This window comes from Pantoea sp. Ap-967, from assembly GCF_011752565.1.
Taxonomy (GTDB): Bacteria; Pseudomonadota; Gammaproteobacteria; order Pseudomonadales; family Pseudomonadaceae; genus Aquipseudomonas.
Genome location: NZ_VWXK01000005.1, coordinates 21908 through 36456 on the forward strand (window position 1 = coordinate 21908; position 14549 = coordinate 36456).

The 14549-nt window shown below is 64.2% G+C and carries 14 protein-coding genes; 9 read left to right on the forward strand and 5 right to left on the reverse strand.

The window, feature by feature from the left end; all coding sequences use genetic code 11:
* The first annotated feature begins 64 nt into the window (after positions 1-64).
* A complete protein-coding gene (gene moaB, locus F3J45_RS07070; protein WP_167059428.1) occupies positions 65-604 on the forward strand; it encodes a molybdenum cofactor biosynthesis protein B in 540 nt (179 codons plus the stop codon).
* A 105-nt stretch (positions 605-709) separates the two neighbouring features.
* On the opposite strand, the gene F3J45_RS07075 is transcribed toward moaB, so the two are convergent.
* Together F3J45_RS07075 and moaA are read right to left on the reverse strand one after the other, a co-directional pair.
* Positions 710-1609: a bestrophin family protein gene (locus F3J45_RS07075; protein WP_167059431.1), complete on the reverse strand. Its 900-nt coding sequence runs from the start codon at positions 1607-1609 to the stop codon at positions 710-712.
* 20 nt (positions 1610-1629) lie between these two features.
* Positions 1630-2634 (reverse strand): GTP 3',8-cyclase MoaA, encoded by a 1005-nt coding sequence (gene moaA, locus F3J45_RS07080; protein WP_167059434.1) that lies wholly within the window; start codon positions 2632-2634, stop codon positions 1630-1632.
* Positions 2635-2930: 296 nt separating this feature from the next.
* Between moaA and F3J45_RS07085 the strand changes: the two genes are divergently transcribed.
* On the forward strand, positions 2931-5261 hold the full coding sequence (locus F3J45_RS07085) for an FdhF/YdeP family oxidoreductase (protein ID WP_167059437.1): 2331 nt from the start codon (positions 2931-2933) through the stop codon (positions 5259-5261).
* Between the two features lie 102 nt (positions 5262-5363).
* Here the strand turns inward: F3J45_RS07085 and F3J45_RS07090 are convergent, their stop codons facing one another.
* A complete protein-coding gene (locus F3J45_RS07090; protein ID WP_167059440.1) occupies positions 5364-5825 on the reverse strand; it encodes an Lrp/AsnC family transcriptional regulator in 462 nt (153 codons plus the stop codon).
* A gap of 136 nt (positions 5826-5961) precedes the next feature.
* Between F3J45_RS07090 and F3J45_RS07095 the strand changes: the two genes are divergently transcribed.
* Positions 5962-7134 (forward strand): PLP-dependent aspartate aminotransferase family protein, encoded by a 1173-nt coding sequence (locus F3J45_RS07095; protein WP_205300435.1) that lies wholly within the window; start codon positions 5962-5964, stop codon positions 7132-7134.
* Between the two features lie 107 nt (positions 7135-7241).
* Here the strand turns inward: F3J45_RS07095 and F3J45_RS07100 are convergent, their stop codons facing one another.
* Positions 7242-7478: a YdcH family protein gene (locus F3J45_RS07100; protein WP_027918648.1), complete on the reverse strand. Its 237-nt coding sequence runs from the start codon at positions 7476-7478 to the stop codon at positions 7242-7244.
* 244 nt (positions 7479-7722) lie between these two features.
* Between F3J45_RS07100 and F3J45_RS07105 the strand changes: the two genes are divergently transcribed.
* The 4 genes from F3J45_RS07105 (at position 7723) to F3J45_RS07120 (ending at position 11807) form a co-directional block, all read left to right on the forward strand.
* Positions 7723-9360 carry a phosphoethanolamine transferase gene (locus F3J45_RS07105; RefSeq protein WP_167059444.1) on the forward strand — a complete coding sequence of 546 codons (1638 nt, stop codon included), beginning with the start codon at positions 7723-7725 and terminating at the stop codon, positions 9358-9360.
* Between the two features lie 88 nt (positions 9361-9448).
* Positions 9449-10582, forward strand: a complete 1134-nt coding sequence (gene rnd / locus F3J45_RS07110; protein ID WP_167059447.1) for a ribonuclease D — start codon at positions 9449-9451, stop codon at positions 10580-10582.
* A complete protein-coding gene (locus F3J45_RS07115; RefSeq protein ID WP_167059450.1) occupies positions 10579-10872 on the forward strand; it encodes a YcgL domain-containing protein in 294 nt (97 codons plus the stop codon). The genes rnd and F3J45_RS07115 overlap by 4 nt, the downstream gene beginning before the upstream one ends.
* A 2-nt stretch (positions 10873-10874) precedes the next feature.
* Positions 10875-11807 (forward strand): D-2-hydroxyacid dehydrogenase, encoded by a 933-nt coding sequence (locus tag F3J45_RS07120; RefSeq protein WP_167059453.1) that lies wholly within the window; start codon positions 10875-10877, stop codon positions 11805-11807.
* Positions 11808-11919: 112 nt separating this feature from the next.
* On the opposite strand, the gene F3J45_RS07125 is transcribed toward F3J45_RS07120, so the two are convergent.
* Positions 11920-12513 (reverse strand): nitroreductase family protein, encoded by a 594-nt coding sequence (locus F3J45_RS07125; protein WP_167059456.1) that lies wholly within the window; start codon positions 12511-12513, stop codon positions 11920-11922.
* A 146-nt stretch (positions 12514-12659) separates the two neighbouring features.
* Between F3J45_RS07125 and F3J45_RS07130 the strand changes: the two genes are divergently transcribed.
* Together F3J45_RS07130 and F3J45_RS07135 are read left to right on the forward strand one after the other, a co-directional pair.
* Positions 12660-13109 (forward strand): YcgN family cysteine cluster protein, encoded by a 450-nt coding sequence (locus F3J45_RS07130; RefSeq protein ID WP_167059459.1) that lies wholly within the window; start codon positions 12660-12662, stop codon positions 13107-13109.
* A 43-nt stretch (positions 13110-13152) separates the two neighbouring features.
* A complete protein-coding gene (locus F3J45_RS07135) occupies positions 13153-14361 on the forward strand; it encodes a hypothetical protein (protein ID WP_167059462.1) in 1209 nt (402 codons plus the stop codon).
* Positions 14362-14549: the final 188 nt, after the last annotated feature.

A 14549-nucleotide genomic window follows, 5' to 3' on the forward strand; every position in this document is an offset into this window, starting at 1 on the left:
TTCGATTGGACGCTTGCCGGGCTTGGCCCTAGCGTTGCGGCCAGGCCATTGAAGGAGCTTTACCGTGCGCGTTCAACCCGATGCAGTTTTCGTACCGCTCAATATTGCCGTGCTGACTGTCAGCGATACCCGCACATTTGACAACGACACCTCTGGCGAGCTGCTGGCCAGCCGTTCGGTGGAAGTGGGCCATCGCCTGGTGGCGCGGGCGCTGCTCAAGGATGACCTGTACAAGATTCGCGCCCAGGTTGCCACCTGGATCGCCGATGAGCAGGTGCAGGTGGTGCTGATTACCGGCGGCACCGGCTTTACCGGGCGGGACAGCACGCCAGAGGCGGTGCAGTGCCTGCTGGAGCGGCAGGTGGACGGTTTTGGCGAGCTGTTCCGCGCCTTGTCGATTCTTGATATCGGCAGTTCCACGGTGCAGAGCAGGGCGCTGGCCGGGATTTCCAATGGCACCCTGGTGTGCTGCCTGCCGGGCTCGACGGGCGCGTGTCGCACGGCCTGGGAGGGGATTTTGGTGGAGCAGCTGGATGCGCGGCACCGGCCCTGTAATTTTGTGAAGCACCTGAAACCGATCGAGGCTTGCCAGAGCCGGGGTTAGCCTGTACGGGCCCTTTCGCGGGGCAAGCCCGCTCCTACAGGGGGCACCCGCCCGTTCGGGGGAACGCGACCGTTGTAGGAGCGGGCTTGCCCCGCGAAAGGGCCATCAGCTCAATACATAGTCCACCGGCAACAACACCGGCGGCAACGGCTCAACCCCCAGGGCCCCCAGCACATCGCGCTCCACGGTGCGCACCATGGCATCCATCGGCAGGTCGTTCTCATCCCGCCCGAACGGGTCTTCCAGCTCGTTGCCAATCGCATCCAGCCCAAAGAAGGTGTACCCCACGATGGTGGTAAAAAGCGGCGCCAGCCAGCCCAGCGGTTCGGCCAGGGCAAACGGCAGCAACAGGCAGAAGATATAGATGGTGCGGTGCAGCAGCAGGGTATAGGGGAACGGCAGCGGCGAGCCCTTGATGCGCTCGCAGGTGGCCTGCACCTCGGTCAGCCCCGCCAGGCGTTGCTCCAGCAAGGTATAGCGCCATTCGCTGATCTGCCCCTGGGCGGCCAGTTGCGAGCACTGGCTGCCGATATCACGCAGGATGCCATCGCACACATTGTGCACCGCCACCGGCTTGCCTTCGCCCAGCCAAGGGCGCACGGCGCGGACCTCGCACTCATTGCGCAGCCTGGCATTGAGCCCATGGGCAAAGCCGCACAGGCTGCGCAGCAGCTCGGCACGCAGTTTCTCGTCGGCAATCACCAGGCTTTCCCGCACGAACGAACGGGTTTCGATAATCAGCTTGCCCCAGGCCTTGCGCCCCTCCCACCAGCGGTCGTAGCAGGCGTTGTTGCGAAAGCTCATGAAAATCGACAGCGACAGGCCCAGCAGGGTGAAGGGCGTGGCGCTTACCGGGTAGAAGAACGCCGGGAAATGCCGTTCGACCAGCACGATCAGCGCGGCCAGCAGGGTGACCATCAGGCAGCGCAGGGCAATGCGCTTGACGATCGAACCCTTGAGGGTGAACAGCACGCGCAGCACATCGGGGTGGGGGTGGACAATCATGGAAATCCAGAGACGGCCGATCAGCCGCCGGTCATGTTCATGAAACGCAGGATCTGCACCTCGCCGCCCACTTCGAAGTGGTGGCGGTAGGGTTTCAGGGGCAGGGCATCGCGGATGGCTTTTTCCAGGCGCTCGGCATTGCCTGGGTGGGCGCGCAGCACCTGCTTGAGGTCCACCGAGTGCTCGTTGCCCAGGCACAGCAGCAGGCGCCCTTCGACGGTGAGGCGCACGCGGTTGCAGGTGGCGCAGAAGTTGTGGCTGTGGGGTGAGATGAAGCCAACCCGGGTGTGTGCAGCTTCGGCCAGGCGCCAGTAGCGCGCCGGGCCCCGGGACGATTCGGCCGATTCGACCAGGGTGAAGTGCTCGGCCAGGCGTTCGCGCACCTCGTCACTGGAACAGAACGACTCGCCACGCTGGTGCTCGCTGATTACCCCCAGTGGCATTTCCTCGATGAAGGTGATGTCCAGCTCGCGGTCGATGGCAAAGCGCACCAGGTCGACCAGTTCATGGTCGTTGCGGCCCTTGAGCACCACGCAGTTGAGCTTGGTGCGGGTGAACCCCGCCTGGCGTGCGGCGTCGATGCCGGCGATCACCTGGTGCAGGTCACCGGTACGGGTCAATTGCTTGAATAGCTGGGCGTCGAGGCTGTCGAGGCTGATGTTGAGGCGCGTGACCCCGGCGTCGAACAGCGGCTGGGCCAGGCGGCCGAGTTGCGAGCCGTTGCTGGTCATGCACAGTTCGCGCAGGCCAGGCAGGGCGGCGATGCGCCCGCAGAGGTCGACGATGCCCTGGCGTACCAGCGGCTCGCCGCCGGTGAGGCGGATCTTGCGGGTGCCCAGGGCGACGAAGCGCTCGGCCACCTGGAACAGTTCTTCAAGGCTGAGGATTTGCTGGCGCGGCAGGAATTGCATGTCTTCGGCCATGCAATAGACGCAACGGAAGTCGCAGCGGTCGGTGACCGACATCCGCAGGTAGTCGATTTTCCGGTTGAAGCCGTCGATCAGGGCCCGGCTGTTCTGGTTCACGTTGGCGCTCTAAGGGGGGCACAACTCCAAGCTATAACTTGGCTGCAGGGGCGTCAAATTGCTTTGCCCGACCGGTTGATCGATAGGCTCTATCGTAGGTTAGGGCTGGCGCCGTTTGGCGGCGCATCGCGAGCTGCGCTCGCTCCTACAGGGAATTGCGAGCCCTGTAGCTCGCGAATTTCCTGGCGAATTCCGATGATCGAAACGGCCTATCAAGGGGTAAGGCATTTCGATTGGACGGTCCTACCCTGGCTCCATACGCTGGAAAAAAGCACCCAAGCGTGAGGAATCGCCCCATGAGCCAGGACCAACACATCAGGGACTACAAAGGCCCCGCCGCCGGCTGGGGGGCGCTCAAGAGCGTGACCAAGAGCTGGCTGGGCAGCGACAACGCCTTCAAGAACCTGCGGGCCATGCTCAAGACCAACCAGAACGGCGGTTTCGACTGCCCCGGTTGCGCCTGGGGCGAATCGCCGGAAAGCGACATGGTGAAGTTCTGCGAGAACGGCGCCAAGGCAGTGAACTGGGAAGCCACCGGCCGTTCGGTAGACCCGGCATTCTTCGCCAAGTACAGCGTCAGCGCGCTGAAGGACCAGACCGACTACTGGCTCGAATACCAGGGTCGCCTGACCCACCCGATGCGCTACGACGCCGCCACCGACCATTACGTGGAAACCACCTGGCAAGAGGCCTTCGAACTGGTGGCCAAGCACCTGCGCGCGCTTGAATCGCCCGATCAGGCTGAGTTCTACACCTCTGGCCGGGCCAGTAACGAGGCGGCGTTTCTCTACCAGCTGTTCGTGCGTGCCTACGGCACCAACAATTTCCCCGACTGCTCGAACATGTGCCACGAGGCCAGTGGCGCGGGCATGTCGGAAACCCTTGGGGTTGGCAAGGGCACCGTGGTGTTTCACGACCTGGAGCTGGCCGATGCCATCTTCGTGATCGGCCAGAACCCCGGCACCAACCACCCGCGCATGCTCGAACCGCTGCGCGAGGCGGTCAAGCGTGGGGCGCAGGTGGTGTGCTTCAACCCGCTCAAGGAACGTGGCCTGGAGCGCTTCCAGCACCCGCAGCACCCGTTCGAAATGCTCAGCAACGGCTCCGAACCCACCACCAACGCCTATTTCCGCCCGGCCCTGGGTGGGGACATGGCGGCCATGCGCGGCATCGCCAAGTTCCTGCTGCAATGGGAGCGCGAAGCCCAGGCCAAGGGTGAGCCGGCGGTGTTCGACCATGCCTTCATCGCCGAGCACACCAGTGGCGTCGATGACTACCTGAAGGCCGTGGACGCCACGTCCTGGGAGCACATCGTCAAGCAATCGGGCCTGACCCTGGCCGAGATCGAGCTGGCCGCGCGCATGTACCGCAAGGCCGAGCGGGTAATCATGTGCTGGGCCATGGGCGTTACCCAGCACCGCCATTCGGTGCCGACCGTGCAGGAGATCGTCAACCTGCAACTGCTGCGTGGCAACGTTGGCAAACCGGGTGCCGGCCTGTCGCCGGTGCGCGGCCACAGCAACGTGCAGGGCGACCGCACCATGGGCATCGACGAGAAGCCCAAGGCGGCGCTGCTCGATGCCATCGAGAAACGCTTCCAGTTCCGTGTGCCGCGTGCCCATGGGCACAACGCAGTGCTGGCGATCAAGGCCATGGAGGAAGGCCGGGCCAAGGTGTTCATCGGCCTTGGCGGCAACTTCGCCCAGGCCACCCCTGACACCCCGCGTACCCATGCCGCCTTGCAGAACTGCGCGCTGACCGTGCAGATTTCCACCAAGCTCAACCGCTCGCACCTGGTGACAGGCCGCGATGCGTTGATTCTGCCGTGCCTGGGCCGTACCGAGATCGACCTGCAGGAAGAAGGGCCGCAAGGGGTGACCGTGGAGGACACCTTCAGCATGGTGCACATCTCCAACGGCCAGCTACGCCCGCGTTCGCCGCACATGCGCTCGGAGCCGTGGATCATCGCCGGCATGGCCAAGGCCACCTTGGGCAACCAGCCGATCGACTGGGAGTATGCGGTTGCCGACTACAACCGGATTCGCAGCATGATCGCTGACGTTATCCCCGGTTTCGCCAATTTCAATGAACGCCTGCAGCACCCGGGTGGCTTCCACCTGGGCAACAACGCCGCCGAGCGCAATTTCCGCACGGCCACCGGCAAGGCGCGTTTCATGCCCCATGCGCTGCCCGAGGAGCTGGTCAACGCCAAGGTGCTGGCGCGCGGTGACAAGCCGGACCTGATCCTGCAGACCATGCGCTCCCACGACCAGTACAACACCACCTTGTACGGCCTGGACGACCGTTATCGCGGGGTGTTCGGCCTGCGTGAAGTGGTGTTCGTCAGCGAGGCCGACATTCGCCGGCTCGGCTTCGAGCCGGGCGAGCATGTGGACTTGGTGTCGTTGTGGGAAGACGGCGTGGAACGCCGGGTGTCAGGGTTCCGCCTGGTGCCCTACGACATTCCGGATGGGCAGGCAGCGGCGTACTACCCGGAAACTAACCCACTGGTGCCGTTGGAAAGCTATGGCGAAGGCACCTACACGCCGACCTCGAAGTTCGTGGCCATCAGGTTGGAGAAGGCCAAGGCTGGGAACCGGATTGCGGCGGTGCTGGCTTCCGATTGATGGGTTGCCTGTGCCGGCCTATTCGCGAGCTTTGCTCGCTCCTACCAGAGAAATGCGGCCCCTGTAGGAGCGAGCAAAGCTCGCGAAGAGGCCCCACACCGATCAGGCCCGATGCACCGGCAAGGCCGTGGTGTACTTCATCTGTTCCATGGCAAAACTGGACGTAATGTTCGACAACCCCTCGGTAGAGGTAATCAGCTTCTTGTAGAAGCGGTCGTACGCCGCGATATCACCCACCACCACCCGCAACATGTAGTCCCAGTCCCCGGACATGCGGTAGAACTCCATCACCTCCTCGAACCCCTTGACCGTCTGTGCGAACTGCTCAAGCCAGGCGCTGTCGTGGCGCTGGGTCTTGAGCTGGACGAACACGGTCAGCCCCAGCCCCAGGCGCTCGGGGTCCAGCAGTGCGACGCGGCCTATGATGTAGCCTTCCTCTTCCAGGCGCTTGACCCGTTTCCAGCAGGGTGTGGTCGACAGGTTCACCGCTTCGGCAAGGTCCTTGAGGGACATGGCCGCGTCACGCTGCAGCAGGCTGAGAATATGCTGGTCGAAACTGTCCATGGGGCGGGTAACCTGCGAGAAAAATTTTCCCCAGATTACCCCACGGCCAGGAAAATTTCCCGCAGGGTGCCGGCATTGCTGCCGCGCCCGGTTGTTGCCATAGTGGCAGGCTTGAATCCTGCCAATAGGCCCGACCATGTCCGACAAGCCGCGTAGTTTCGCCACCCGTACCATTCACGCCGGCGATCAGTTCAGCGTCGCCGACAACGCCATCTTCCCGCCCATCTACACCGCCAGTTCCTACGTCAAGCGCAGCCTCGACGACCACCCCGACTACGCCTACAGCCGTGTCGGCAACCCGACCCGGCACGCCTACGAAAGCTGCGTGGCAGCGCTGGAGGAGGGCGTGGGTGCAGTGGCGTGTGCTTCGGGGGTGAACGCCACCGCCACGGTGCTCGAATTGCTGCCCAAGGATGCCCATGTGGTGGTGATGAACGGCGTCTACGGCGGCACCTTCCGCATCCTGGAAGACTTCCGTGGGCACACCTCGGGCCTGACCACCACCTATGTCGACCTCAACGACATCGCCGCGGTGGCGGCGGCCATCAGGCCGGAAACCCAGCTGATCTGGATCGAATCGCCGACCAACCCGCTGCTGCACCTGGTGGATATCAAGGCGGTGTGCGACCTGGCCCGTGCCCGCGGCATCCTGACCTGTATCGACAACACCTTCTGCTCACCGTGGAACCAGCGCCCGATCACCCTCGGCGTGGACCTGGTGATGCACTCGGCCAGCAAGTACATCGGCGGCCACTCCGACCTCACCGGCGGGGTGGTGGTAGCGGCCAGCGAGGCCCTGCACAAGCGCCTGCGCCGCATCAGCATGGCGGTGGGCGCCATTCAGGGGCCGTTCGACTGCTACCTGGCCCTGCGCGGGCTGAAGACTCTGGACGTGCGCATGGAGCGCCAGTGCGCCAATGCACTGCAGGTGGCGCGTTTTCTCGAAAGCCACCCGCAAGTCGAGCAGGTGTTCTACCCGGGGCTGGAAAGCCATCCGCAGCATGCGCTGTGCAAGCGGCAGATGCGCAGTGGCGGCGCGGTGGTGGCGATGAAGATCAAGGGCGGTGACCGTGCGGCGCTGAACCGGCTGGTGGAAGCGCTGCAGATCTTCGTGCTGGCCGACTCGCTGGGCGGGGTGGAGAGCATGATCAACCACTCCTGGAGCATGTCGCACAATTCCTTGAGCCCGGCGCAGAAAGGCGAGATGGGAATCAGCGAGAACCTGTTGCGGTTGTCGGTGGGGATCGAGGATTACCGTGACCTGATCGAAGACCTGGACGGGGCGCTCAAGGCTTCGGCGGCGGTGTAGCGGCTACCGGCCTCATCGCGAGCTTTGCTCGCTCCTACCAGGGATCGCCATCCCCCGTAGGAGCGAGCAAAGCTCGCGAAGCGGCCAGTCCATTCGATAGCGATCTATCAGGCCTTGGGCGGATGAATAATTCGCTCGATCTTGTCCTTGAGCAGCAACCTTTCCTTGCGCAGGCGGTTCACCGCCTCGTCATTGGTGCCATTGGCCTCGGCGGCCAGCACCTCCTTGTCCTTGGTGTTGTATTCCTTGTGCAGCTTGTGCAGGTCCTGGTCCTTGTCAATGAGCGCCTGGAATGCGTCAGCGGTAATGTGCAGGTCAGCGAGCAGATCGTGCGGAACTGGCATTTCTTCACCTCTGTCAGGGTAGTCGGTTAGGTCCTGACCTTTGAGGATAGCCGCCTTTGCGCAGGTCGGCGCGGCTGAACGGCGGCTGAATGAAGTTTAATTAATTGTGAAAAATAGCCCGGCTCACGAATTTGTTGGCGTCTTTTTCACAAAAAATTCATGGTGGCCTTTCTAGAGTTCGGCCAACTTTCCCACGGTGTTTTCAACGCCGTGGGTTGATAATGACTCTTGATTGCGAACACCGATGCTCAACTTCAAATCCCTGCGGACTGAATGGGTCACGCTGCTGGCCAGCCTTTACCTGCTGCTTGGCTTCAACATGTTCCTCTGGGAGCACCTGCAAGAAGTGGTGCCGCCTGGCCTGACCGGCCTGTGGCTGAGCCTGGCGTTCGCTGCACTGATGTTGTTCGCCTTCAACCTGGTGCTCACCCTGGTTGCCTTCCGTTATGTACTCAAACCCATATTGATCGTGTTGTTCATGAGTGGTGCCGGCGCCGCTTACTTCATGAACCAATATGGCGTACTTATTGATGCCGGCATGTTCCGCAACATGGCCGAAACCAATGTTTCGGAAGTCCGCGACTTGATGTCGTTGAAGTTTGCCGCGTATATCCTGCTGCTCGGTGTCGTGCCCTCGGTATTGTTGTGGAAAGCGCCCATCGCCTACCGCGCCTGGCACCGCGAGCTGCTGGGCAAGCTGGTGGTCAGCGGCGCCTGCGTGGTGGCCCTGGGCTCGGTGGCGCTGGTCAACTACCAGGGCCTGTCCTCGCTGTTTCGCAACCACCACGAACTGCGCCTGATGCTCACCCCGAGCAATATCGTCGGTGCCTCCATCGGCTATATCAACGAACGTGTCGGCACCGCCGCCCGCCCGTTCCAGAGTTACGGCGAAGATGCCCGGCGCGATGTGGCCTGGCAGAAACACGAGCGCAAGTCGCTCACCGTGCTGGTAGTGGGTGAAAGTGCCCGGGCGGACCACTTCGGCGTGCTCGGCTACGACCGCGACACCACCCCAAACCTGGCCAGGCAACAAGGTTTGCTGAGTTTTTCCGACGTGCATTCTTGCGGTACTGAAACCGCTGTGTCGGTGCCTTGCATGTTCTCTGGCATGAAGCGCAAGGACTACGACGCCCGGGTGGCGAAGAACCGCGAAGGGCTGCTGGACATCCTCCAGCGGGCGGGCCTGCAGGTGCAGTGGCGGGACAACCAGGCCGGCTGCAAGGGCACCTGCGACCGCGTGCAGTTCGTCGACGTGAGCAACCTCAAGGACCCACAGCTGTGCGCCAGTGGCGAGTGCCACGATGAAATCCTGCTGCAGGGCCTGGCCGAACTGATCGACAACCTCGACCAGGACACCGTGCTGGTGCTGCACCAAATGGGCAGCCATGGCCCCGAATACTTCAAGCGCTACCCACGCGGCAGCGAGCGCTTCACCCCGGTGTGCCAGAGCAATGCGCTGAACCAGTGCACCGAGCAGGAGATCATCAACGGCTACGACAACACCCTGGCCTATACCGACAAGGTGCTGTCTTCGCTGATCGACACCCTGCGCAGCAAGCAGGACAAGGTCGACACGGCCATGGTCTACCTGTCCGACCACGGCGAGTCGCTGGGTGAGTACAACCTGTTCCTGCACGGCACCCCTTATGCCATCGCCCCCGAGCAGCAGAAGCACGTGCCGTTGCTGGCCTGGTTCTCCGACAACTACAAGGAGGACTTTGGCGTCGACACCGACTGCCTGGCCAAGCTCAGCGATGCACCGCTGTCGCAAGACAACCTGTTCCACTCGATGCTGGGCCTGTTGCAGGTGCACACCGAGGTTTACCAGCAATCGCTGGACCTGTTTGCCAGTTGCCGGCCCTGGCTGACCGCCAAGCGCTGAGCCGTTCATCCATTGCAGGGATGGCGCAGGTTTCACCAGCAGGGCCCGCGCCGTATATACTGCGCGCCAATGTTAGTGGGAGAGCCTCGTGGCCATCGAAATTCACTGGATCCGTGACGACCAGACCCTGGCCGATCACTGCCGTACGTGGCGCGAACTGCCCTTCGTAGCGCTCGACACCGAGTTCATGCGGGTCGACACCTTCTACCCCAAGGCCGGCCTGGTACAGGTCGGCGACGGCCAGCGGGCCTTTCTCATCGACCCGTTGCTGATCCGCAACTGGCAGCCGCTGGGCGAGCTGCTGGAGGACAGCGGCGTGGTCAAGGTGCTGCATGCCTGCAGCGAAGACCTCGAAGTGCTGCTGCGCCTGACCGGCAAGTTGCCGCAGCCGCTGTTCGACACGCAGTTGGCCGGCGGCTACCTGAACCTGGGCTTCTCCATGGGCTATTCGCGCCTGGTGCAGGAAGTGCTGGGCATCGAGCTGCCCAAGGGCGAAACCCGCTCCGACTGGCTGCAACGCCCGCTGTCGGACACCCAGGTGAGCTACGCCGCCGAGGATGCCGTGCACCTGGCCGAGCTGTTCACCGCCCTGCGCCCGCGGCTGTCGGACGACAAGTACGCCTGGGTGCTGGAAGACGGCGCCGAACTGGTGGCCGCACTGCGCCGCGAAGTGGAACCCGAAACCCTGTACCGCGACGTCAAGCTGGCCTGGAAGCTCGGCCGCCAGCAGCTGGCGGTGCTGCGCGAACTGTGCGCCTGGCGCGAGCGTGAAGCGCGCAGCCGCGACGTGCCGCGCAACCGCATCCTCAAGGAACACTCGCTGTGGCCCATGGCCAAGGGCCAGCCGGATAACCTTTCGGCGCTGGCCAAGATCGAAGACATGCACCCGCGCACCATCCGCCAGGACGGCGCCTTCCTGCTTGAGCTGATCAAGCGTGCCGCCAGCCTGCCGCCGGAGCAATGGCCCGCGCCGCTGCCCGAGCCGCTGCCGATCGAGGCCGCCGGTATCCTCAAGCGCCTGCGTGCCATCGGCCAGGCCGAAGGCGAGCGCCTAGGCATAGCCCCTGAGCTGATGCTGCGCAAGAAAGCCCTGGAAGCCCTGCTCAAGAGCGGCTACCCCAACGGCCCCTATCAACTGCCCGATGCACTGCGCGGCTGGCGCCGCGAGCGCATGGGCCAGGCCCTGCTCGATGACCTGGCAGGTGCCGGAGACAAACCATGAAACGCATTTGCTCGATCTACAAGAGCCCCCGCAAGAACGAAATGTACCTCTACGTGCTCAAGGCCGATGGCCTGGAGCGGGTGCCCGAAGGCCTGCTGCCGTTCTTCGGCACCCCCGTGCACGCCTTCGACCTGGTGCTCAGCCCCGAGCGCAAGCTGGCCCGCGAGGACATCAACAAGGTCCTGGAAAACCTCGACAACCAGGGTTACCACCTGCAGATGCCGCCGCCGGACGACGATTACATCGAGCACCTGCCCGAAGAGCTCCTGCGCCGTAACGACCCGGCCTGACCATGCGCGTACTGATCGCTGAGCATGACCATGCCCGCTACGCCGAGCTGCTGGGCGTGGCGGCGCCCGAGCTGAGCATCCTGACCAGCGGCGACTCGGCCGAACTGGCGCGCCTGGCCCCCCAGTGTGAGGTCTGGTTGGGCCAGCCCGACTTGCTGGCCAGCCTGTTGCGCCAGGGCCACAAGCCGCAGTGGATGCAGTCGACCTGGGCCGGGATCACGCCGTTGCTGGCCCAGGGCTTGCCGCGTGATTACCGCCTGACCCGTGCGGTGGGCATCTTCGGCCAGGTGATGGCCGAGTACATGCTCACCTACATGCTTGGCCACGAGCGCGAGGTGTTGTCGCGCCTGGTGAGCCAGGTGGAGCGGCGCTGGGACGAGCGGCCTGGGCGCAGCCTGGAAGGGCGCAAGGTGCTGATCGTCGGCACCGGCGATATCGGCCAGCGGGTCGCCGAATTCCTCGTGCCGTTCGGCGTGACCCTGTATGGCGTTGCCAGCAGTGCCCGCGAGCAGGCACCGTTCGTTGAGGTGGCGGGGCTGGCGGACTTGCCGCGGTTGGTTGGGCAGGTGGACTACGTGCTGAACCTGCTGCCCGATACCCCGGCTACCCACGACCTGTATGACGCGGCGCTGTTCCAGCGCTTCCGGCCCACGGCGTTGTTCATCAATGCCGGGCGCGGGGTGGCGGTGGTCGATGCCGACCTGGTCGAGGCGCTCAAGCAAGGGCACCTGGCGGGCGCGGTGATCGATGTGTGCCGGCAGGAGCCATTGCCCCAGCGGCATCCGTTCTGGACCGCCTGGGGGCTGTTGCTGACCGGGCACAGCTCGGCGCCGACCTCGCCGGCGGCGATGGTGCGGTTGTTTGCTGAAAATGTGCGGGCGTATGGGGCGGGGCAGGGGTTGCGGGGCGAGGTCGATTTCGACCGGGGGTATTGATTGGTTTTACCTGGGCCGGCCTCTTCGCGGGGCAAGCCCGCTCCTACAGGTATCGCAACCCTTGTAGGAGCGGGCTTGCCCCGCGAAAGGGCCGGCCCCGGCAATACAACCCTTACAGGCTGAAATCCCCTTCAGCCGCCAACTCGCTCAGCGGCCGGCGCGGGCTTGGCACTTCACGCGCCTGCAGCGCCTCTTCCAGGCTGGCCTTGTCGCCCAGCTTGCCGATCGCCACCATGGCATGCAGCTCATAGCCTTCGGGAATCTTCAGTTCCTGGCGTGCCAGGGCCTGGTCGAAACCGGCCATGCCGTGGGTGTGCCAGCCACTGATGCTGGCTTGCAGCGCCAGGTGGCCCCAGGCGGAGCCGGTGTCGAAGGTGTGCCACAGGGCTGGTTTTTCTTCCGTCGAGCCAGGCGCTGCGAAGGTTGTTTTGGAGATCACCAGCACCAGCGCCGACGCCTGCTGCGCCCAGCTGCGGTTGAACGGCACCAGCAGGCTCAGGTAACGCTCCCAGCTTGGCGTGTCGCGGCGTGCATAAAGGAAGCGCCAGGGCTGCGAGTTGTAGGCCGACGGTGCCCAGCGGGCGGCTTCCAGGAAGCTCAGCAGGGTTTCCTCGCTGATGGGCTCGGCGGTGAAGGCGCGTGGCGACCAGCGGTTGATGAACTGCTCGTTGATGGCATAGTCGGCAATGCGGGGGGTAGCACTCATGGTGGCTCCTGCAAGTGGGTGGCAAAGCGCCAACGCTACTGCGTTACCCCTGACACTGACAAGCGGTCTAGCGTTGCTGCGGGCCAGGCTCTAGACTGGCGCCGCCGCGCGCCGCGGCGCCGAGATGACTGCAGGAACCCCGTGTGATGATCGCTGAAAACGCCCCGTTCTGGCGGCGCAAGACCCTCGAACAACTCAGCCCGCAAGAGTGGGAGTCGCTGTGTGACGGCTGTGGCCTGTGCTGCCTGCAGAAACTAGAGGATGAAGACGACAACAGCGTCTATTACACGCGCATCGCCTGCAAGCTGCTCGACCTTCACACCTGCCAGTGCAGCGACTACCCCAACCGCTTCGCCCAGGTGCCCGACTGCATCCAGCTCACCCCAGGCAAGGCCGACCAGTTCAAGTGGTTGCCAAGCACCTGCGGCTACCGCCTGGTCAGCGAGGGCAAGGACCTGCCGGCCTGGCATCACTTGGTGTGCGGTGACCGCAAGCAGGTGCATGAACAGCGTATTTCGCAATCGGGGCGTATGCTCAGTGAACATGATGTGGATGAAGACGACTGGGAAGACCACCTGATTTTCCGCGCCAGTTAACCGGGTGGGGCGCCGTCGCCCTTGAGTGACAAGGAGTTTCTGCATGCGTTGCCAGCTCGTATTGCTCCTTGGCCTGTTGGCCAGTTCCACGGCCTGGGCCAAGAAAGTCGACCTCGACTACCAGGTGCGCCTGTTACCTGCCAGTGGCCAGGCCGAAGTGCGCCTGACCCTGGAGGACGGCGGCGCGGTGCGCAGCCTGGACTTCGACCTGGGCAAGGCCGGCGCCTACAGCGGCTTCCAGGCCGATGGCCAATGGCAGCAGCAGGGCGAGCGGGGCGTGTGGCGCCCGGCGGCGGGCAAGACCAGCCTCAGCTACCGGGTCAAGCTTGAGCAGAAGCAGCGCAATGGCGCCTTCACCTCGCGCATTACCCCGCACTGGGCGCTGTTCCTCGGTGACCAGCTGGTGCCGCCGGCCCGCCTCGACCAGCAGGACGGCACCGAGCTGGTGGCGCGCCTGAGCGTCGACCTGCCCGAAGGCTGGAAAAGCATCGAGACTGCCTGGCCCCGCATCGGCAAGGACAAGTTTCGAATCGACAACGTATCGCGCCTGTTCGACCGCCCCACCGGCTGGATGCTGGCCGGCGACCTCGGCAGCCGCCGCGCGCGGCTGGGCGAAACCGACGTCACCGTGGCCGCGCCAGTGGGCCAGGGCATGCGCCGGATGGACAGCCTGACCCTGCTGACCTTCGTGTGGCCGCAGTTGCAGGCGGTGTTCCCGCGCAACCCGGCCAAGCTGCTGCTGGTGGGCGGGCGCGATGGGTTGTGGCGCGGGGCGATGGCGGCGAACGGTTCGATCTATCTGCACAGCAGCCGGCCGATGGTCAGCGAAAACGGCAGCAGCCCGCTGCTGCGCGAACTGGTGCAGCTGTTTGCGCAGATTCGCGTGCGCGACAACAGCGACTGGCTGGGCCACAGCCTGACCGAGTATTACGCCAGCGAACTGCTGCGCCGCGCCGGGGGGATCAGCGATGACCGCTATGAAGTGTGGCAGGCGCGGCTACAGAAGCATGGCGGCAAGGTCACCCAGTTGCGTGGCGAGCACGCCAGCCAGGCGCAGATTGCCCGTGGCGTGGTGTTGCTGCAGGCGCTGGACAAGGAAATCCGCATCCATACCCAGGCCAAGCGTTCGCTGGACGACGTGACCCGGGCGCTGATGCGCCTGCCAAGCGTGAGCACCGAGGAGTTCGTGCAGATCAGTGAGAATGTGCTGGGGCGAAGGTCCGAGGTGTTGCAGAGCAAAGCCCTGCACTAGCCTGCACTGGCCTCATCGCGGGCAAGCCCGCTCCTACAGGTCACCGTCATCCCCTCTCGCCGGTCGCAAAGGCTCTGCAATAGGCCTTGTGCGCCCGCCAATGTCCGGTCTGGTCAACTCCCTGGCGGATACGGGCAACTGGGCCAAGCCTGCGCAGGATTAACCTGAACCCGCGCGAAGCTCATCCA

Bases quoted from the DNA above. Each gene is read 5' to 3' on its own strand.
- F3J45_RS07075 (WP_167059431.1), bottom strand. From the start codon at position 1,609: ATGATTGTCCACCCCCACCCCGATGTGCTGCGCGTGCTGTTCACCCTC.
- F3J45_RS07085 (WP_167059437.1), top strand. From the start codon at position 2,931: ATGAGCCAGGACCAACACATCAGGGACTACAAAGGCCCCGCCGCCGGC.
- F3J45_RS07105 (WP_167059444.1), top strand. From the start codon at position 7,723: ATGCTCAACTTCAAATCCCTGCGGACTGAATGGGTCACGCTGCTGGCC.
- F3J45_RS07130 (WP_167059459.1), top strand. From the start codon at position 12,660: ATGATCGCTGAAAACGCCCCGTTCTGGCGGCGCAAGACCCTCGAACAA.
- F3J45_RS07100 (WP_027918648.1), bottom strand. From the start codon at position 7,478: ATGCCAGTTCCGCACGATCTGCTCGCTGACCTGCACATTACCGCTGAC.
- F3J45_RS07125 (WP_167059456.1), bottom strand. From the start codon at position 12,513: ATGAGTGCTACCCCCCGCATTGCCGACTATGCCATCAACGAGCAGTTC.
- F3J45_RS07090 (WP_167059440.1), bottom strand. From the start codon at position 5,825: ATGGACAGTTTCGACCAGCATATTCTCAGCCTGCTGCAGCGTGACGCG.
- F3J45_RS07135 (WP_167059462.1), top strand. From the start codon at position 13,153: ATGCGTTGCCAGCTCGTATTGCTCCTTGGCCTGTTGGCCAGTTCCACG.
- F3J45_RS07120 (WP_167059453.1), top strand. From the start codon at position 10,875: ATGCGCGTACTGATCGCTGAGCATGACCATGCCCGCTACGCCGAGCTG.
- F3J45_RS07115 (WP_167059450.1), top strand. From the start codon at position 10,579: ATGAAACGCATTTGCTCGATCTACAAGAGCCCCCGCAAGAACGAAATG.
- F3J45_RS07095 (WP_205300435.1), top strand. From the start codon at position 5,962: ATGTCCGACAAGCCGCGTAGTTTCGCCACCCGTACCATTCACGCCGGC.